Source organism: Methylobacterium sp. Leaf361 (genome assembly GCF_001424445.1).
Taxonomy (GTDB): Bacteria; Pseudomonadota; Alphaproteobacteria; order Rhizobiales; family Beijerinckiaceae; genus Methylobacterium.
On sequence record NZ_LMPY01000034.1, the window covers coordinates 242,616 to 261,695 of the forward strand.

General features: G+C 71.7%; 13 protein-coding genes and 2 pseudogenes. 5 read left to right on the forward strand and 10 right to left on the reverse strand.

Annotated elements, in window-relative coordinates; all coding sequences use genetic code 11:
* Both ASG32_RS32790 and ASG32_RS21880 read right to left on the reverse strand, forming a co-directional pair.
* Positions 1 to 1,711, reverse strand: a 1,711-nt coding sequence (locus tag ASG32_RS32790; RefSeq protein WP_244492103.1) for an autotransporter-associated beta strand repeat-containing protein, incomplete at its 3' end; no start/stop codon positions are given.
* Between the two features lie 1,161 nt (positions 1,712 to 2,872).
* Positions 2,873 to 3,307 carry a MucR family transcriptional regulator gene (locus ASG32_RS21880; RefSeq protein ID WP_056530633.1) on the reverse strand — a complete coding sequence of 145 codons (435 nt, stop codon included), beginning with the start codon at positions 3,305 to 3,307 and terminating at the stop codon, positions 2,873 to 2,875.
* 346 nt (positions 3,308 to 3,653) lie between these two features.
* Here ASG32_RS21880 and ASG32_RS34045 point away from each other — a divergent pair, with 346 nt between their 5' ends.
* From ASG32_RS34045 to ASG32_RS32800, 4 genes are all read left to right on the forward strand, one after another.
* Positions 3,654 to 3,806: a hypothetical protein gene (locus ASG32_RS34045; protein ID WP_157862033.1), complete on the forward strand. Its 153-nt coding sequence runs from the start codon at positions 3,654 to 3,656 to the stop codon at positions 3,804 to 3,806.
* Positions 3,807 to 4,055: 249 nt separating this feature from the next.
* Complete coding sequence (locus ASG32_RS34050) at positions 4,056 to 4,322, forward strand: hypothetical protein (protein WP_157862034.1); 267 nt, start codon at positions 4,056 to 4,058, stop codon at positions 4,320 to 4,322.
* A 54-nt stretch (positions 4,323 to 4,376) separates the two neighbouring features.
* Positions 4,377 to 5,033 (forward strand): lysozyme inhibitor LprI family protein, encoded by a 657-nt coding sequence (locus tag ASG32_RS32795; protein ID WP_082557996.1) that lies wholly within the window; start codon positions 4,377 to 4,379, stop codon positions 5,031 to 5,033.
* A 147-nt stretch (positions 5,034 to 5,180) separates the two neighbouring features.
* A complete protein-coding gene (locus ASG32_RS32800) occupies positions 5,181 to 5,711 on the forward strand; it encodes a lysozyme inhibitor LprI family protein (RefSeq protein ID WP_157862035.1) in 531 nt (176 codons plus the stop codon).
* Positions 5,712 to 5,960: 249 nt separating this feature from the next.
* On the opposite strand, the pseudogene ASG32_RS21885 reads toward ASG32_RS32800, so the two are convergent.
* Both ASG32_RS21885 and ASG32_RS35295 read right to left on the reverse strand, forming a co-directional pair.
* Positions 5,961 to 6,975 (reverse strand): annotated as a pseudogene (locus ASG32_RS21885) (IS3 family transposase); the annotation flags it as partial.
* 1 nt (position 6,976) lies between these two features.
* A pseudogene (locus ASG32_RS35295) lies at positions 6,977 to 7,315 on the reverse strand (transposase); the annotation flags it as partial.
* Between the two features lie 391 nt (positions 7,316 to 7,706).
* On the opposite strand from ASG32_RS35295, the gene ASG32_RS21895 reads away from it, so the two are divergent.
* Positions 7,707 to 8,807, forward strand: a complete 1,101-nt coding sequence (locus ASG32_RS21895) for an adenylate/guanylate cyclase domain-containing protein (protein ID WP_056530639.1) — start codon at positions 7,707 to 7,709, stop codon at positions 8,805 to 8,807.
* A 32-nt stretch (positions 8,808 to 8,839) separates the two neighbouring features.
* Here ASG32_RS21895 and ASG32_RS21900 read toward each other — a convergent pair whose 3' ends face one another.
* The 6 genes from ASG32_RS21900 to ASG32_RS21925 form a co-directional block, all read right to left on the reverse strand.
* Positions 8,840 to 9,238 carry a hypothetical protein gene (locus tag ASG32_RS21900; RefSeq protein WP_056530643.1) on the reverse strand — a complete coding sequence of 133 codons (399 nt, stop codon included), beginning with the start codon at positions 9,236 to 9,238 and terminating at the stop codon, positions 8,840 to 8,842.
* On the reverse strand, positions 9,235 to 9,975 hold the full coding sequence (locus tag ASG32_RS21905) for a hypothetical protein (protein ID WP_056530648.1): 741 nt from the start codon (positions 9,973 to 9,975) through the stop codon (positions 9,235 to 9,237). Before ASG32_RS21905 ends, ASG32_RS21900 begins: the two co-directional genes overlap by 4 nt.
* A complete protein-coding gene (locus ASG32_RS21910; RefSeq protein WP_056530651.1) occupies positions 9,972 to 11,795 on the reverse strand; it encodes a reverse transcriptase family protein in 1,824 nt (607 codons plus the stop codon). Before ASG32_RS21910 ends, ASG32_RS21905 begins: the two co-directional genes overlap by 4 nt.
* 310 nt (positions 11,796 to 12,105) lie before the next feature.
* Positions 12,106 to 13,770: a hypothetical protein gene (locus tag ASG32_RS21915; RefSeq protein ID WP_056530654.1), complete on the reverse strand. Its 1,665-nt coding sequence runs from the start codon at positions 13,768 to 13,770 to the stop codon at positions 12,106 to 12,108.
* Positions 13,770 to 16,889 carry a hypothetical protein gene (locus tag ASG32_RS21920; RefSeq protein WP_056530657.1) on the reverse strand — a complete coding sequence of 1,040 codons (3,120 nt, stop codon included), beginning with the start codon at positions 16,887 to 16,889 and terminating at the stop codon, positions 13,770 to 13,772. The genes ASG32_RS21915 and ASG32_RS21920 overlap by 1 nt, the downstream gene beginning before the upstream one ends.
* A gap of 196 nt (positions 16,890 to 17,085) precedes the next feature.
* The gene (locus ASG32_RS21925; protein WP_056530662.1) at positions 17,086 to 19,071 is read right to left on the reverse strand and encodes an SWIM zinc finger family protein; all 1,986 of its coding nucleotides are present in this window, start codon (positions 19,069 to 19,071) and stop codon (positions 17,086 to 17,088) included.
* Positions 19,072 to 19,080 lie beyond the last annotated feature (9 nt).

Genomic DNA, 19,080 nt, shown 5'->3' on the forward strand with positions numbered 1-19,080 from the left:
CCAGGAGCGTGCCGGGGCCGGCCTTGGTCAGGCTGGTCGGGCTCGCGGTCTCCAGGATGGCGCCGGCGTAGGTCGAGGCGGCCGCACTGGAGACCGTGAGGGCGCCGTTGCCSAGGACGGCGGAGGCCGGKCCGGCGAGGTCGGTGAGCGTGAGGGCGGTGCCGCCGAGGTCGAGGGCGCCGGTGTTGGTCAGGCCGGTCAGCCCGGCGAGCGGGCCGGTGATCTGCACGAGGCCGGYRTTGGTGAKCGTGCCGTTGAACTGCCCGGACAGGCGGGCGAYGCCGGTGTTGGTCAGGTCGGCGGTGAGGGTGCCGTCGCTGGCGACGAGGCCGGCRTTGCTGAGGCCGCCGGAGGCGGTGAGGCTGGCGCTCTGGGCGACGGCGACGAGGCCGGCATTGGCGAGGGGGCCGGCGAGGCTGTAGCTGCCGCCCGTGGTGACGGCGAGCGTCGCGCCGGCGGCGTTGGCGAAGGGGCCGGTGCCGGCCATGCGGCCGGCGCTGGCGAGCACGGTGCCGGCATTGGTCAAGCCGCCGCTGATCATGCCGCTGGTGGACAGCATGCCGGTGTTCGCAACGCCGCCGCCGATGGCGCCGGCGTTGCTCAGGACGCCGCTGTTGGTCGGGCCGCCGGCGATGGTGCCGGTGTTGAGGGCGGTGCCGGTGTTGCTCAGTCCGCCCGCGAGGATGCCGGCATTGACCAGGCTGCCGGTGTTGGCCGCGCCGCCGGTGATGGAGCCACTGTTGAGCGTGGTTCCTGCGTTGTTCAGCCCACCCGCGAGAGTGCCGACGTTAACTAGGCTGCCGGTGTTGGTCGCGCCGCCGCCGATGATGCCAGTGTTCAGGGCCAGACCGGCATTGGCGAGGCCGCCCGCGACGGTGCCGCTGTTGGCCAGGACGCCGAGATTGGCGACGCTGCCGGAGACGAGCCCGGCATTGAGGAAGCTCGCCGCCGAGCCGACGAGGACCGGCGCGGTGAGGCTGCCGGTGGCGGTCAGGGCCAGGGTACCGGCGCTGATGACGGTGCCGGCCGTGAATGTGTTGGAAGCCGATAGGATTGCGGTGCCAAGTCCAGTCTTGACGAGGGTGCCCGACTGACTACCGTCGGCAATCGAGCCCGCGAAGGTGGCGTTGCCGAGGTCGATCTGCAGGGCACCGAGGCCGGTGAGTGTGAGCGGGCGTGCGGTGGTAAAGCCATCGGTGAGGACCTCAAGGGTGCCGCCGCCGAGGATCAGACCGGTGCCGGCGGCGCCGAGGTTGGCGTCGCGGGAGACCGCGAGGGTACCGCCATAGACCGCGGTACCGCCTGCATAGGTGTTGGTCCCAGCGAGTTCGAGGGTGCCTAGGCCAGCCTTGATCAGACCGCCGGGCCCAAAAATGTCGCCGCCGAGGCTCGCGACATCGAACGGGTTCAGCGCCGTAGTACTCATTAGGAACACGGGAAGCCCGGTTCTGAACTGCGAGGCCAAGCTTAGGCTGCCCTGCAGCGCGATCATCGGCTTCGCAAGGAGGTCAGCGCTCTCAGGCAAGATGCGCTGATAGCCTGCGAAGCCGCTGTCAGCGTCATAGATGAGATTAAAACCCCGTAGGATCGTGATCGTTGTATTAATATACGTTGCGCCCGTGTCGTTTGTCGATTTGCCCTCGGCATAAACGGGGCCAACCGGGGCGAGCGGATTGTCCGTGTCGCCGACCCTAAAGCTGTACAATGCCACCGGTGGGCTCGAGTGGCCCGGTATGTAAACGGTTACGAGAGTTCCATTCGGCATATTCTCGCCGCGCTTGATGCTACTGCCTTCTGGGATCTTAACGTAGGCGGTGTAAACGCCGGTGTCGGGCAAGATTGTCCCAGAGCCGATGGCGCCTCCCGCTCGTAGGTCGCCCGGCGTCATCTGCCACTCGATTGCGTTCCCTGACTGCGGTCCGGCCGCCAATCTCACAAATGTAGTCCCCTGCGTGTTAGCAGCGGTTAGGCCTAGCTCAATGCCATTCTGCGTAACAACATAACCACGTACGAGCTTAGATGCGTCACCGTTAGCGATCCAGTCAATATTGAGTAAGGGGTTGGCGTCGGGCGTTCCGTTTGGAAAGCCGGCTGCCTCACGCCCAAAGCCAACACCAAACATCTGAGTGGTGATCCGACCGGTCACCGGGGCGCCTTTATGGATTTCAGATGTTACTCTAAGGATCGGAACAACCGCTGACGCAAGTTTATTATTTTTGTCGTAGAAATTGACGGTCATCTCGTAAAGATCACCGTATAAATATCGGTCGCTGCTGCTATAGTTGATCATGCCTGGGCCAATCGACTTTTGACCAGGATCAGGTTGCCAAACTGTCGAGTCCTTGCCGATAGCGATTCCGGTTGATCCTGTATCGAGCTGAAAAGGACTGGTTGTTGTGCTAGATCCAAAGCTGAGATTTATGGTGGCGCCCTGACCGTTGTCTGCAAAGACAATGGGGGAAGCAAATGGGATCGAGATGCTGGTTGATTTGTCTGAATAGAGACTCCAGGCCGCACCCTCGGCGCGAGCGGTCGCAGCCGGCGTCGAAAATGCGATCCCGGCAAGCAGCGCCGCGCGACAACGGTCAGGTACAGTAATAATCATCAATCAAGTCTTTTTAATCCGAATTCTGACTTCGCAGAAAAAATTCAGAAACGTTAATAATCCGTAAACGTGCTCGTTTTGCTGTATCAACGGCATGCATTTTGATAGAGGTTCATATGGTCTTTGGCGTCGACGGGCTGATACATGGTATAGCCATAGTGGCTGCGTCAGGTGGCCGTCAGCCTGCATTATTTTTGGCTTTTCGAGGCGATTTCCTTTTGGAGTCCTCGTTGCCCCGGGGCTTGCGGTCATACCTCTCCATTTCGATCACTCTTTTGGCTGGCGCCCCATCTGTGCGCCGGGCACGCCCAGCCTAATTGCCTTCGCGAGCGCCGAGCGCTTTGCGGCGTAGCCGGCGGCGACCATGGGATAGTCGTCAGGCAGGCCGAAGCGCGTGCGGTAGTCCTTCGGGGTCAGACCGTGAGACGTCAGATGCCGCTTCAGCGTCTTGTACGGCTTGCCGTCGATGAAGCTGATCAGCGCGTCGGGCTTCATCGACTTGCGGATCTCGGTGGCCGTCAGGCGAAAGCCCTCGGGGTTGGCCGCCGCCGCGGCCGGCGCCAGGTCCTGGAGCGCGACGAGGCCGTCGCGGACTGTGCGCATCAGCCCGGGCAGCGCATCTGCGGTCACGGCCTGCCGGCTGACGCAGGCCGCCACGATGCCGGCGGTGAGGCTGAGGAGGTCGTCGGGGGAATCGGACATGGGGCTCTCCTGATCAGAGGGTCGATTGCGCGGACCGAGCGGATGAGGAGCGGCCACGATCAGGCCGCGGAGGTTGCCGTGAGCGGCAGCGGGCTCCCAAAGCGCCAGCCGTCCTGGCCGCCCATGTGGATGGGGGTCATCATCGGTCCGCCGAGGCGCCGGTAGTGTACGGCCCACGCTTCCCATCCGGGCGAGTCGTCGCGGACGAAGACGCGGCTGTGCGGCGCCCCGGGCTGGGCAGCGGGGCGAAGTCGGTCTGGCGCAACCACGTCTGCGACGCGAAGGCGTAGCCCGGCTTGCGCTGAGCGTGTGCCGCGTAGGCCCGTGCCGCGGCGATCGCCGCGAGTTGCTCGGATTCGGACAGCGCCTCGAAGAGGGCGCGGGCATCCCGGGCCCGGCTCCCGACGAGGCCATCCGGCCAGACCGCGACGAGATGCTCGAATCGTACGGCGACCGGATCGAGCTGGCCGCCGGCGGCTGGTCTTCCGCCGGTCCGTGACACTGCAACTCCGAAGCTACCGCTGTCGCTGTCAAGTATTTTGAATACGGGCTCCTTGCCGCTGCTGTGAGAGAGATGCTCTTCAGCGCGGAGACCGAATGAGGCGCCGCAGCTGACGTGCTCTGAAGCACCTAAGCTTTCTGAGGTCGGAGATATGTACTCCCGCAGCGAACCGGCGAAATCAACCGGATCGCCCCAGATCAAATTAGATCTTTTCAATGCGCCATCTGTTAACGAAAGCAGCAAGCCATGAAGTCCATTGTTGTTGCCGCAGCCCTTTCGATCGCCTCGATCGGCGCGGCGAATGCGGGACCTATTATCGCCCTGGATAAGGCACTCACAACCTCCGATCAGCCCCTCGTGTCCAACGTCGCTTGGCTCAGCCGCTACGGCAAACTCTGCTATCACGGCACGAGGTGGATCCCCGCTTGCCATGCCACCAATCGGCCGGTTGGCTACATGAGAGGTCACTGGAACGCGACCCGTACTCGCTTCATTCCGGGGCGTTACTATTGAGGCTCCGGAAACCAAGTGATCCAACCTGCGCCTCATGTGAGGCGCGGTCCGGCCATGTGGCAATTGCAGCAATCGCAGTTCGTGCTTCGAGATCGCAAATTCTGCACGATCAACACATCTCAACATTACGGCCCGAAATCTGTGGTTTTTTGCAGTATTACAGTCAGATCAGGTAGCAGTATGAGCAAGGCCGCTCTTCGCACCCTTGCCGGTGCATTTGCTGGCGCAGTGGCCAGCGTGACTTTCGTGCCCATGGCCCTTGCAGCGCCAAGTGCGTCCGCCGCTGAGACATGTGACTCGGACGACCCAACCTCATGCCTGAGCCGCCATGGCGAAGCGGCTGGGAATATGTTGTCTAAGGCTTACGCCGACGCATCCAAAAAGGTCGCTCCGATGTGCTTCGAGGTGATCGGCCCGGCCATCGGCGATTGCTTGGAGCGTGCTCGACGAGTCGCGGACAAGGAGCTCGATGAGACCTACGCCCGTGCGATGAAGTCGATAGGCAGCGACGATGACGCGGCCCGCAAATGGCGCGAAAGACTCAAGCTCGCACAACAGGCTTGGCTTCGATTTCGGGATGCCGACTGCGGCGATGTCATATCATTCGAGTGGATGGACGGTACAGGCGCCGGTCCAGCGGGATCAGCCTGTCTGGTCGCGCATACCATAGAGCGAGCAGCAGAACTTAAGCGGCGCTACGACCGCGAATAGATTTGTGACGCGGTCTTTGGGCCCCTCCTGGCCTTAACGTCCCCGTTTCTCGCCCTCGATGAATTTAGTTTGAGATTGATATACACCGCGCCGGACGAATTGGCGAAAACGCTAAGGCAGTATCCGCGGAACATAAAGGTGTCGACGATGAAGGATCTCGCTCTCTCTATTATTTTATCTGCCGGCTTTCTTAGCGCGGCATACGCTGCGCCGAATGATGCGGCGCCATCAGCCTCGAAAGAACCGCCGCCCTTGGCCTGCATGGATGACAATACAATAGACGCCTGCCTGAACCGTCATGGTGAGGATGCAGCGAAGGCGCTGTCGAAGGCCTACGTAGATGTTGCGGGCAAACTCGATGCTGCCTGTTCTGAGGTAATCAGCCCAGGGATGACCGCTTGCCTGGGTCGAGCCCAGGAAATCGCAGATAAGAAATTGAACGCGACTTACGCACGCGCCATGAAGGCGATCAGCAGCGAGGATAACGGTAAGAAGTGGCAGGAGGAGCTCAGACTTGCTCAACAGACTTGGATGCGCTTCCGCGATGCCGACTGCGGCGATCTCATCACCGATGAGTGGCATGGCGGTACAGGGACTTATCCAGCTATCGCCACCTGCTTACTCGGGCATACGGAAGCGCGAACCGCGGAGCTTAAGCGGCGCTATGACCGCTGGTAAACGCTAGCGTTCTTCTCCCGGTGATAGCTCGAGTGGTTTGAGTTAATAGAGGTTTGACAGTTTAGTCGGGTGGGCGGATCGTTAGGTGCTTCCTGATGGAGGTGCGCCATGTTGCGTGGCTCAAAGGCCGTCTCTCTCGATCTCAGCGAGCAGGAGCAGGGTGAGATCCAGCGCCTGCTGCGGCGACACGAGACCGGGCAGGCGCTGGTTTCGCGCCTGCGTATCATCCTGGCCTGTTGTTGTTGCCCCCTAAAGACCGGACAAGGTCTCCTGGGTTGATCGGGCGATGAACTCGCGCGGCGAGCGGTAGCCCGGCGCGCGATGAGGGTGAAGATCGTTGTAGTGCGCCAGCCAGACAGGAAGCTGGCGCAGCACGCTCTCGGCGTCCGGTAGTACCGAGACACGCACGTAGTCGCGTTTCAAGGTTCGCACGAACGCCTCGGCCATGCCGTTGCTCTGCGGGCTCTCCAGCGGCGTCGTTTTTGGCAACAAACCAAGGTCGCGGGCGAAGCGGCGCGTGTCGCGGGCTACGTAGCAACTGCCGTTGTCAGTCAGCCACTCGATCAGGCTCGGCAATTGGTTGACCGGCCCGAAGCGGTGTTCGACGGCGGCTACCATCAGGTCGCGGACGTCCTCGCCCGTGATGCCCGCCGTGGTCGCCACGTAGCTCATTGCCTCCCGATCGCACCAGTCGAGCGCGAAGGCGACCCGCACACGCTCACCGTTCTCTGCCGCGATCTCCAGCCCGTCCGAGCAGCGGGCATGCCACCCGGTCGGAGACCGGGCGGGGACCCGCCCAGCGCGTGTTGCGCACGGCCACCGCCACCTTGCCCTCGTGGCGGCGCGTCTCGGCTCCGCCCGCATGTCGCTGGAGCAGGAGGCCGTGCACCTTCATGACCCGGTAGACCCGCTTGGCGTTCGGCGCAGGCCGMCCRTCCCGCTCGGCCTGCCGGCGCAGAAGGGCATGGACGCGCCGATAGCCGTAGGTCGGCAGATCGGCGATGAGCGCCTGGATCGCGCCGAGCAACGCGGCGTCGGGTGCAGGCGGACGGCCSCGTCGGCSCMTGGGCTTCCRGRCGGGGGAGGCCTGCCTGGACGAGGCGAGGTGCGGGCGCGACACGCKCAAAGCTGCGGCCACAGCGCTCACCGGCCGTCCCCCCGGCCACGAGGTCACGCGCGAGGGCAACTTTTTGGGGGCGGCGACCCGCTCCATCGCCTCGCGCAGGATCTCGGTCTCGAGCGTCTTCTTGCCCAGGAGCCGCTGNGAGGTCACGCGCGAGGGCAACTTTTTGGGGGCGGCGACCCGCTCCATCGCCTCGCGCAGGATCTCGGTCTCGAGCGTCTTCTTGCCCAGGAGCCGCTGCAGCTCACGGATCTGTGGCTCAGGCAKCMCGMARCTCRGAGGCTGGCACCACCTCTTCACCGGCMCCGGCGGCCGTGAACGCGCCGCGCTCCATCAGCCGACGCCACGTGAACAGCTGGTTGGCGTTCAGCCCGTGGCGGCGGGCGACGAGCGAGACGGACTGACCGGGCAGATAGGTCTCCTCGACGAGGCGCACCTTCTCCTTTGTAGTCCAGTGCCGCCGGCGCTGGATGGAGGTGATCCTGCAAGCGTTCCCCGGTCTTCAGGTCTCGGACCGAGGTCCTGAATATCCCGTCCTTGAGCACGATGCGCATCCGGCAGGCTCGTCCGTCCGAGGCCTTCCCTTCGTGGACTAGAACGTCGGCCTCTGCCCGGAAGACGGCGTAGAGGCTGCAGAAATGACGGTTGCCCCACGCCGTCCTCATACGGACATAGGCCTCCCCGCGGCCGTAGGGCACGATCTCCAGCGTGCTCTCGACGGCGCGAATCGCTCCGGATCGGTCACGGGCGACCGGCCAGCCCGAGGGCGTCAGCCCGATCCACCCGTCGCGGCGCCCCCCTCTCGCCTTCGCCCCCCGCCATCGCGTAGGTCCAACCGTGCTCACCGCCACGCTCGACCCCGCCGACCGCCCATGCTCCCACAGTACCGCTGGCTCTGGGCCCTGACCCTCCTCCTCGCCTCCGGCGGGGCGGGCCTCCTCTACAACCTGCTCTTCGTCGGCGGGGCCTCGATGCTCGCCGGCCTGGTCTACGCCCTGGCGGTGGGCGGGACGGTGCTGGCCTTCGTGCCCGGCCTGGCCCTGTCGGGCGTCCAGACGCGGCTGCGCCGCCTGCCGGCGCTGGTCTACATGCTGGCTGCCGAACTGCTCTACGTGGTGCTGATCACGCTCGGCTGCGCGCTCGGCGGCTTGGTCGTCTGGACCTTCGGCCTCACCGCCGACAGCCTGTCCACGGCGGTGCGGATCACGCCGCGGTTCCTCGCCTACTCGCTGGCCGTGTCGGCCCTGCTGGTCTTCGTCATGCGCATGCGCGACCTGATCGGCGGCGAGGTGTTCGTGAACTTCATGATCGGCCGCTACCACAAGCCGGTGCAGGAGGAGCGGATCTTCCTGTTCCTCGACGTGGTCGGCTCGACGGCCTTCGCGGAGACCCACGGCGACCTGCGCGCGCAGGAATATCTCAGCGCCGTGTTCGCGACGCTCGCCGAGCCGGTGCGGCGCAACGCCGGCTCCACGGACGACTTCATCGGCGACCTCGCGATGATCACGTGGCCGATGAAGCGCGGCCTCAAGGACGCGCGCTGCGTCACCTGCGTGTTCGCGGTGCTCGACCGGATCGAGGCCGACGCCGCGGCCTGGCAAGCCCGGTTCGGGACGGTCCCGCGGCTGCGGGCGGCGCTGCACGGCGGTCCGGTGGTCACGGCCGAAGTCGGGGTCGACCGCCACAAGATCGCGTATTTCGGCGACGCCGTGAACGTGACGGCGCGGATCGAGGCCCTGTGCCGCCCGCTGGGCGTCGGCATCCTGATCTCGCAGGATCTCCTCGACCGGCTGGTCCGGCTGCCCGACGGCGTCCGCGCCCGCGGGCTGGGGACGCACGCCCTGCGCGGCCGCGGCGCGCCCCTGGCGGTCGCCACTCTCGAGCGCGGCGCGGCGCCGGACCGGCTGATCCCGGAGCAGAGGCCGGCGCCGCCGGTGCTGGACCGCGCCGAGGCCGTCGCGGAACCGCGCTAGGCTCCCCGTCGGGGCCGCGTGTCGGTCGCGTCTCAGCGGCGGCGGACCCAGCGCTCCCACCAGCGCTCCCACCCGTGCGCCCAGAAGCGCCGGCCCCGCGCGCTCGCCGCGCGCCGCGGGGCCGCGGCCGGGCCGGCCCAGTCGGAGGTTGCCTCGAGCGCCGCCGGCAGGGTGGCGATGAGCGCCGCCGGCCCCTCGATGTCCCAGCCGATCACGCAGCAGCCGCAGCCGGTGCTGCGCACGCGGGTGAGCCGGCCGGCATGGGCCAGCATCCAGCGCTCGGCGGCGGCGACGTCGTCCCCGTCGCCCACGTCCACGCACAGGGAGGCGCGGGCGTGGCCCGGGGCCGGCGGCCCCTCGGGCATTGGGTCGACCCGCCCGTAGAGGGCCCGCAGGGCGTCGGAAGCCGGTCCGGCGTCGCCGGCGCTCACGGCGCGCCCATCTCGGCCAGCTGCCGTTTGGCGAAGGTGCAGGCCGCGAAGTCCGGGTTAATCGCGCAGGCCATGTCGAACGCCGCCCGGGCCCGGGACGCCTCGGCGGCGACGCCCTCGCCGAGGCGATAGGCCTGGCCGAGCATGGCGCAGCCCCAGGCGCCGCGCCGGTCGCAATCGAGGCGGAAGCTCCGGGCGAGGCAGGCATCCGTGTCGGCGCGCGGCGCGGCGCGGAAGGGATCCTCCGCGTAGCCGCCGTTCCGGATCCCGGCCGCCCGGTTGGTGCAGCCCGCCGGGAACCCGCCCGCGCAGGCGAGGGCGTAGAGCCGCTCCTTGTCGAGGATGTCGGCGACGTCGAGGGAGTGGTGTTCCAGGGCGAGGGCGAGGTCGAAGCAGGCCGGCGCGTTCGACCACCGGGTGCAGAGCGCGTAGCAGGAAGCGGGCTCGCGCGCGCAGCGGCGCTCGGTGGGCCGGCGGGGCGCGAACGCCCACCGCCAGAACGGGCGCTCCCGCGCGAAGGTGTCGGCCGGGCAGGTGCCGAAGCTGCGCAGCAAGGCCGGGTCCTGCCGCAGCGGCGCCGCGATCTCCGCGGCCTCGGCCTTGTTGAAGACGGGTGCGGCGGGCGCCTCGTCGGCCCGGGACGCCCCCGGTCCGAGCGAGAGGACCGGGGCCAGGGCGAAGAGCGCGGCGAGGCTGGTCCGGAGGTGCCCGGCCGGGAGGCTCCGGGCCGGGCTCATCGGCGCCGGCGCCAGCGGCGCAGCAGGCGTCGCAGGCCGAGGAGCAGGGCGACCGCGAGGACGAGCAGCCCGAGCGCCGGGTGCAGCAGGGCGGCCGCCTGGAACAGGACGAAGATCCCCAGGACGACCTTCCAGGGCTTCATCGGGGCGTCGTCGGGCTCCGCGTCCGGCGCGGCCTCCGCGCGGGCGGCCGGTTCCGGGGCGCCGAGGCGCGGGCGCCCCGAGGCCGGCACGCCGCTGCGGCCCGGCACCGGCGCGGCCGCAGCCCTGGCCGCGGCCGCCTCGGCCTCGGCCAGGATCGGGTCCGGCTCGGGCGCGGGGCGGGGGGCCGGCACCCACCAGCGGGCGAGGGGCACCTCGCCCCGCGCGGACCGGGCGCGGAAGTCCGGCTGCCGGGGCGCCGTCACCGGGGCCGAATGGCGGTCCGCGAGGGCGCGGGCCTGCGCGACAAGCGGCGCGCCGGTCTCCGGCGTGACCATCCGGACGAACTGGGCGAAGCCGACCGCGGCGCGGAGCACGCCCGCCTCGCCGGCCGCGCCCCAGCGGCGCCCGGCCGGCCCGTGCCGCTCGAGCCCGTGCAGGAGGGCGCGGAAGCGGCGCAGGGTCTCGCGGGGCACGCCGACCCGCTCGTTGACGGTGAGCCCGGTCACCTCCTGGTGCCGGCCGCGGCGCATCACGCGGGTCTTGTCCGGATGGACGGTGAAGCCCTCCCCGGCGACGATGGCGTGGACGTATTTGAGCAGCGCGCCGACCTTCCCGGCGGCCTCGCCGGAGGCCGAGAAGGTCAGGTCGTCGGCGTAGCGCGTGTAGGTGAAACCGAGGCTGCCGGCGAGGCCGGCGAGCCGGGCGTCGAGCCGGGTGCAGACGAGGTTGGTGAGCGCGGGGCTCGTCGGCGCGCCCTGCGGCAGTCGGCGGGGCCCCCGGGCGGCGTAGAGGCGGGCGCCGTCGATCTCAACCGCGTCCACGTCCGGCTCGGTGCAGAGCAGCGCCAGCACGGTCGCCACCGGCTCGGCGTAGCCCAGGCCCCGGAACTTCCCCTTGATCCGCCGGTAATCGAGGCTCGGGAAGAAATCCTTGAGGTCGAGATTGACCACGACGTCCCGCCCGACATGGGCGGCGGCGTTGGTGACGATCGAGCGGCCGGGCACGAAGCCGTGGGCCGCCGCGTGCACGGGGACGTGGGCGAGGAGCGCGTCGAGGATCCAGTACTGCGCCCGCTTCAGGCGCGGCATCGGCGCCGAGATGCGGCGCAGGCCGCCGGCCTTCTTGGGGATGGTGAAGCGCCGGTAATGGCTCACCGCGCTGAGCGCCCGGTCGTAGGCGAGGAAGCGCAGCTCGCCGAGGCCGATTCCCATGGCCTCGGCCAGCGCCTTCGGGCTCGCCAGGGACGGGAGACCGGGGGCGGGCCCCCGCCCCGGAGCGTCCGCGTGCGCGAGGCCGGCCGAGACCCCGTCGCCGAGATGGAGGATCTCCGCCTCCCGGCGCGCGTGCCATGCCTGCGCCCGCGCGTGGCGGTCGCGGGCGTTGCGCAGCCGCGTCTCGCGCCGCCGCTCCAGCGCCGCCTTCTTGCGGCGGCGATGCATCTCCTTGAGGGCGGCCTCCGGGTCGCGCCACGCCGCCTCCCGCCGGTGCAGGTCGGCGAGGGCGCGGGCGATCTCGCCGCGGCGGCGGATCAGGTCGTCCGGCGGGTTGGGCTGCGCTTCCCCGTCCGGCCAGAAGCCGAGCCGGATCATCTCCTCGAGGATGACCTCGTCCTTCGAGCTCTCGCGGATCCGGTCGTAGAGCTGCTGGCGGGTCAGGCTGCCGGGCTGCTGGCTCATCGGCGACCTCCGGCGCAGGCAGGAGGCGTGACGGGGGACGTCGGCCGGGATGCCTTCGTCAAGTCTCGGGACTGGCCCGGTCCACTCGACGCCGGCACGACCACCGGTGCGCGTTTGGGTTCAGCGAACCCAAACCGCGAACGCGCACCGGTGGTCAGTGCCGGCCCAGTGAAGAGCGGGCCAGTGACGCTTTGCCGGGCAGGGTGCAGGGACGGCGAATCGCCGCCCGAAATGCAAGGTCCGCCCCGGCCGACGCCCCTCGTCGCGGGGAGGATAGGCCAGGCGCGCGGCCGCATCAATCGGGTCCGTCTCACGCCTGCCACCGCACCGGCTTGCCCTCGACCTGGGCGTGGACGAGGCGGCGCACGGCCAGCATGTGCTCGCAGGGGCCCCGGGTCAGCCGGTTGTGGGTGTAGAACCCGCACTGGCAGCTGCCGCCGACCATGCGGTCGTCGGAATCGAGCTCCACCGCGGGCGTCAGGCTCCGGCCGTCGTCCAGCACGGTCCCGCTCAGGCGCCGCCTGTCGCCGGCCTGCTCGACGGGCCCGAGGGTGACCAGTCCGGCCGCCAGGAACCGGTCGGCCTTGGCCTCCTGCTCGGAGGCGAAGCGCAGGGCGCCCGGCGCCAGCGGCTCCCGGGTCAGCTCCCGCAGGCGGTAGACCCGCTTGTCGAGGTCGAACATGGCGCGGCCCGCCTGCACGTAGCCGCCGAGCGCCGCCTCCACGGTCGACCGGTCGAGGCCGGTCTCGGCGGCGAGCTGGCCGGTGTCGGCGGCGTGGTGGCGCCGGAGCGCCGCGAAGACCCGGGCGGCGGTGTCGGCGTCGACGTCGGCCCGTGGCGCGAGCAGGTCGAACTGCCCGGCCCGGGACCAGTCGTTGGCGGTCCAGCCCGACAGGCCGAGGGTGAAGCGCAGGCCGCCGAAATCCACCACCGCGAAGCTCGGCAGACCGGTGCCGAGGAGGTGCAGCCGCACCGACCGGGCGAGCGGCAGGGTCCGGGCCAGGATCGCGAGCCGCCGCCGGCCCCACAGGCGGATCTCCGCGGCCGCGCCACCGCGGTAGATCGAGCGCCGGAAGGTCAGCCGCTCGTTCCAGGGCTCGATCAGCACGCTGACCGGCCGGCCGGGCTCGAGCAGGAACCGCAGGGAGCGCGGGCCGTGGCGCTCCCGGCGCGCGGCGAGGCGGGTCAGGATCGCGTGCATGTCGACCGGGTGCAGGTCCACCACGTGGGCGGGCTGCGCCATGGCGCTCGACACCTGCAGGAAGCCCCGCATCCAGGAATCGGGCAGGTCGATCTTGTCCTCGCGGTAGGCGGCCTCGCCGGAGGTCTGGACCGCGAAGCCGGTCGGGTCGATCGCCAGCTCGGTGTCGCGGTAGCTGCGGATCTTCTGGAACTCGTCGTAGAGGGCGTGGCTGTAGTCGATGTTGGTCGTGCCGCAGGCCATGTCGCCGATCCGCGCGAACGTGTCGTGGTCGCAGGACAGGCGCCCGTAGCTCGACTCGTCGAGGCTGAAGGCCTCGAAAAAGATCTCGTCCGGATGGACGGTGATGACCGGGTCGAGCACGATCCAGGCGTCGAGGTTCTCCCGGTAGAGATAGTCGAAGTACCGCTTCCGCGCGTCGTAGAACGACCGCATCACCGCGTCGGAGCGGGCCGCGATGTCCCGGGACTCGGCGCGCAGCGCCTCGATCTCGGCGCGCAGGCTGTCCTTCTCGGCGAGGGCCTCGGCCAGGAGTTCCTGCTCGTGGGCCTGGAGCCACGCGAAGTAGGCGGTGCGGTCCTTCGGCTTGAAGCGCAGGTCCGACACGACGACGTGGTGCAGGGCGGAGATCGCCTCCCGGAACGGCAGGTGCCGCGCCACCGTCCCGGCGAAGTAGGTCGGCTCGCGCAGGGTGTCGGGAACGAAGCCGAGCCGGGTCGCGTCCGCGTCCGAGACGGCCCGGCTCTCGCCGAGGTAGCGATGGACGAAGTTCATCAGGCCTCTTCCGAGACGGAGACGGGTCCCCGCGCCTCCGGCGGGCGCCGGACGAGGGGCACGGCGAGATCGGGATGCGCGTCGGCGACGTCGCGCAGGGCCAGGATCGCGGCGCTGCGGTCCCGGGCCGTGCCACTCAGGGTCAGGTCGGCGAAGAGCGGCAGCAGCGCCGCGGCGCGGGCGCGGCTGCGCAGGGCCTCGGCCCGGAGGAAGGCGGCCATCCGGTCCTTGGCGACCCGGCCGCGCAGCACCTGCAGCATCACGATGCGGGCGAGGGGGATCAGCCGCGCGAAGGCCGCCTCGCTCGCCACGGCCTGCTCGGTGAGGAGTTCGGTGAGCAGGAGGTGCATCGACGGGGCGGGGTGCTCCAGGAGGCGCAGGACCTGCGCCTCCGCGTCCTCGGGCCGGAGCCGGCTGCGCAGGAGGTGGCGGGCGAGGGCCAGGACCTCCGGCTTGACGCTGTCGGTGACGACGGCGAGCGCCTCGGGCGTCCAGGCGGTCTCCGGCCACGCGTCGAACAGGCCGCGGGCGAAGGCGAGGGTGTCGGGCCAGTCGCTCTCGACCAGGAGGACGGCCTCGGCCGCCGCGGCCTGGAACCAGGTCGGGTCGGCCGCGAAGGCCGCCGTCGCCCAGTCCCGCACCGCCCGGTACGGGTGGCCGCCGAGCCGGGCGATCTGGCGGACGCTGAGGGCCTCGGGGCGCCGGTCGGGCAGGAGGGCGGCGCCGAGGCGGCGGGCGCCGTCGGCCCGCGCCTGCAGCAGGCGCCACAGGGTGCCGTCGTCGAGGGCGGCGCATTCCCCAGGCAGGGCCTCGCGCAGCAGGGCCACGGTGTCGGCCGCGTAGGCGTCGTCGGGCGCCGCGCGGAACAGGCTGCCGATCAGCTCCCGGGCGAGGCGGGGAGCGAGGCCCGGATCCGCCGCCGCGAGGCGCGCCACAAGGGGCCGGGCAGCCCGCCGGACGGCGCTGTCGGGCCCGCTGGCGAAGGCGACGATCCGGTCCGCGTAGAGCCCGAGCCGCGCGTCGTCGAGGCGCGCCAGCAGGACGAGGGCGGCGATCCGGATGTCCTCGGATTCCGCGCCGATCAGCGCGTCCCAGCTCTCCGGCGGCAGGCCGGCGGCCCCGGCCTCGGACTGCGCCAGGAGGGCGAGGCCGGCGGACCGGACCGCGGCGGACGGGTGGGCGATCAGGGCGGCGGCGGTCTCGGACGTGACCGGCAGGTCGCGGTCCGGCCACAGGAAGGGCAGGGCGGCGCGCAGACCCCGGATCGCGGCCGTCGCGGCCGCGTCGGGCTCCGGCGGCATCGCCCGCAGCCACGCCACCAGCCGCGCCACCAGGGGCGCCGCGAGCCCGGTGGGCAGCGCCCGCGCCCCGGCGAGGCCGGGGAGGGCCGCCTGGACGTCCGGCTCCGGGCTCGTGAGCAGCGCGGCGGCGAGGTCGGGATCCGACCAGACGATCGGCGCCTCCGCCTCGAGGCGCCGCAGGGCCAGCGCCCGCGCCTCCGGCTCCGGGCTCGCGAGCAGCGCCGCCACCAGGGCGGCGAGTTCGGCAGGCTCGGCGATCCCGGCGGCGAGACGCGCCTGGGCGGTCCGGAACGCGAAGGTCCGCACGGCGTCGTGCGGGGCGGCCAGCAGGCGCCCGATCTCGCTGGCCGTCAGGGCCGCGCAGGCCCGCGGGTCCGCGCGCAGCACCCGCAGGCCCAGCCGCGCCACCGGCTCGATCCGCCCCTCCGCGGCGAGGCGGAGCGCCAGGTCCGGGCGGGCGCTCCAGAGGTCGGGGAAGGCCTCGTCGCGCCGGTCGGGATCGACGGCGCCGGTCTCCAGGAAAGTCAGCGAACCCGTCCGCGGCCGGGCCTCCGGGGCGTGACGGTACAGGAGCTGGCTCGCCGTCCAGTTGCGGCCGAGCGGTCCCCGCGCCCGCGCCTGCCGGCCCCAGGTCCCGTCCGGCTTCCGCCCCCAGGCGGTCCAGCGGGTCGGGGGATCGAGATCCTCCGGCCCGAGCGCCAGCAGGAAGTCCGCCGCCAGCGCCGCGAAGGCCGGGTCCCCGACGGCGCCGCGCTTGCGCAGGGCGCGCCAGATCCGCCGCTTCATGTAGGCGCGGGTGGCGGTGGACAGGCCGAGCCGCGCCTCAGGCCCCTGGCGCGCCGCGTCCACCGCGACGTAGCGCCGGAGGTCGGGGACGTAGGCGTGGCTCCGGCCGGCCTGATACATCGCCTGCGCGGTCTCGAAGCGCTGGGCGGTGGCGCCGAACAGGGCGGCATCGTCGGCCATCTCGGCGTGCTTGAAGAGGCGCCGCAGGCCGATCAGGTAGGGCGGCCGCGCCGGCAGCCGGAGCAGGGCGGCGCAGAGCGTCGCGTGCAGGCCGGGCGCCGCCTGCGCCCGGCGGCCGAGCGCCACCAGGGCCGGCCCGACCCGGCCCGGATCGTGCCGGGCAAGGCCGTCCAGCGCCCCGCACAACCCGTCGACGTCGCCCGCCTCGGCCGGCCGGGCGACCATGCCGGGCAGGTCCGGCTCGGCCTCCGGCGGCCGGTAGGGCCCGGTGAGCGGGGCGGTGAGCGCGAAGCGGGCGAGGTCGCGGACCACGCTGCCGGGCGCCTCGGCGGCGATCGCCGCGAGCGCCGGACCGGCCTGTGCGCCCGCCGCCCGGGCGAGCGCCCAGACCAGGGCGTAGCTCGCCCGCGCCGGGCCGAGGCCCCGCGCGAGGGCGATCAGATCCGGGGCGGTCGCGGCCAGCCGCAACTCGCCGATGCGCCAGAGCAGGCGGTCGCGGTCACGCTCGGCCCAGCTCTCGCTTAGGCAGGCGGAGAGCCGCGCCCGCAGCACGCCATCGCGCCCGTCGGGCGTCGCCTCGGGTGCGGCGGTCTCCGGGCCGTCGACCCGCCGGTAGCCGCCGTTGATCTTGGAGACGACCACGCTGTCGAACACCCGGGCGGCCGCCTCGGCGGTCACGGGCTGGGGCGTCTTGGAGCCCTCGCGCAGGGTCGCGCCGCGCCGGCCGTAGCGCGTGTTGACGAAGTAGCGCTCGGGCGTCCCGAGGGCCTCGTTCTCGATCAGGTCGACGTCGTAGACCTTGTCGGAGGTGGCGTCCCGCAGGTGGAGGCGCGCCGCGCGGACGACCCTCATGCCACCGCGCCGGCCCGCGCGGCCGGGCAGGGATGCGTCGCGCGCGCGCGACGGTCGACGGGTCCTCGCATCCGGGCTCCTCGCGAAACGACCGGGACGGGCCGGCCGGCGAATCGCGGCGCCCGAAGCCGCGGCAACCTGCCCCAGCGGGACCGAGGGGGCAACTGCGCGCGCACGATTCCGTGATCGGGCCTCATCAGGCCTCTTCCGGCCCGGGATCGTCGCGCATGGCGGCGACCCAGAGGGCGGCCCGGGCGAAGGGCTCGGACTGCGCGCCCGGAGCCGCCAGGGTGGCGGAGAGGAAGGCGGAGAGCCGCGCGGCGGTGGCCGGATAGCCGGTCGCGGCGAGGCGTGCGACCAAGTCGGCCCCGCCGGCGCGGGCGCTGGCCGCGAAGGCCCGCCGCCCCGCATGGAGGGCGTTCGCCAGGAGCGCGGCCGCCTCGTCGAGGAGCGTGGCCGGCCCCAGGTCCGGCGCCGGCGGGATCGGGTGGCCGGCGCCGTCGTGGACGGCGAGGTCGGGCACGACGAGCCGGTCGACCGACACCGACCAGGGATCGCAGACCAGGGCGCCGTCCGCGATCCGCACCGGGCCGGCGACCTGCCGCACGGGTCCCCAGCGCCCCGCGCAGGCGCCCGCGAGGGCGTCCAGGGCGTGCGGCGCGGCGGGGTCGTAGGCGCGGGCGAGATGCAGCGTGCCGCCCGCCCCTGGCAGCGCGACGGCGGCCTGCCACATCTGGGCGCCGGGCGCCCAGGCCTGTCCCAGGACCGCCTCGACGGGGAAGACGTGGAAGGCCTCCAGCCGGTCGCGCGGGCGCAGGAAGACGGGCGGCCGGTCGGCGAGGCGGCGCAGGATCGACGGGACGTCCCGCGCCGCCAGGGGGGCCGGCAGGGCCACCAGGGCGTCCCGCGGCAGCAGCGCCGTGCGGCCCCGCGCGCCCTGGCCGAGGGCGAGGAGCCCGTCGGCCCGGCGCCGCGCGACGCTGGTCAGGATCTGGCCCTGGCCGGTGCCCGAGACGGACAGGCCCGGGCTCAGGAGGCGCCCGGGCAGGCCGGCCGCGATATCCGCCTCGGCCTCGCCCGGCGCGAACGCGCGCTCCAGCGCCAGGAGCGCGCCGGTATCGGTGTCGGCCAGCGCCACCCGGGCGGTGGCGCCGCGCCCGCGGGCGAGGAGCCGGGCGCCCAGGGAGACGAGGCGGGTCTTGCCCATGGCGGTCTCGTAGGGCTGGCCGAGGCCGAGGGCGGCCTCCCCGCCCCGGACGCGGCCGAGGAGCTCCGTGGCGAGCGCCAGGACGACGGCCGCGTCGTAGGCGGCGTAGCGCCCGGCATAGGCCGCGACCTGCCCGTCGAGGTCCGCCTCCGCCAGCAGGAGCTGCGTGGCGCCCCACCTCTCGGCCGCCCGCCGGAGCCGGACGAGGGCCGCGCCGTGCGCCTCCGGTCCGGACACGACCCCGGCCTCCAGCAGGCCGGCGACCACCCGGTCGGCGGCCTCCGCGAGGTCCGTCTCCGCCGGCTTCGCCTCCGCTCCGGCCGGGGCCGCGCCGCCGAGGCGGATCTCGGGGGCGCCCGCGGAATCCCGGAAGGCGCGGATCGCCAGGGCGACGTGGGCGCAGCCGCCCCCGGCCGCGCAGTCGCAACGGGCGTAGCCGACGGCGTCGGGCACGAGGAAGCGCACCGTCGCGGTCGGGAGCCGCGCGGCCGGCACGGCGCCCCGCTCCAGCCCGACCGTGATCCCACCCGCCAGGAGGCGGCGCAGCTCCGCCGCCGCCGCGCCGCCGAGCCCCGCCTCGAAGGCGGCGCCGTCGAGGCTGCCGGGATCCCAGGCGACCGGCGCCGCGGCCGGCACCGCCGCACCCTCGGGATCTCCATCGCCGGCCCCATCGCCGGTCCCGTCGGCCGGCCCGTCCGCGACCGGGGCGGCCCGGTAGGCGACGACGAGGGCGACCCGGTGCCGGCACATCCCGCTCGCCGGGCAGGTGCAGCTGGCCTCGCCGGGAGGCCGGCCGGGGCCGAGCCGCGTGACCGTGCCGTCGGCGAAGCGCGCCTCGACGGTGCCGTCCCCGGCCTCCGCGAGGTCCGGCCCCTGGCCGGCGGCCACCTCGCGCAGCGCCCGCTTCACCAGCCCGGCATTGGCGAGCTGGATCAGGCCGTCATCCGTGAGGGCGCGGAGGTCGGGGCGGGCCATCGGCGCCGC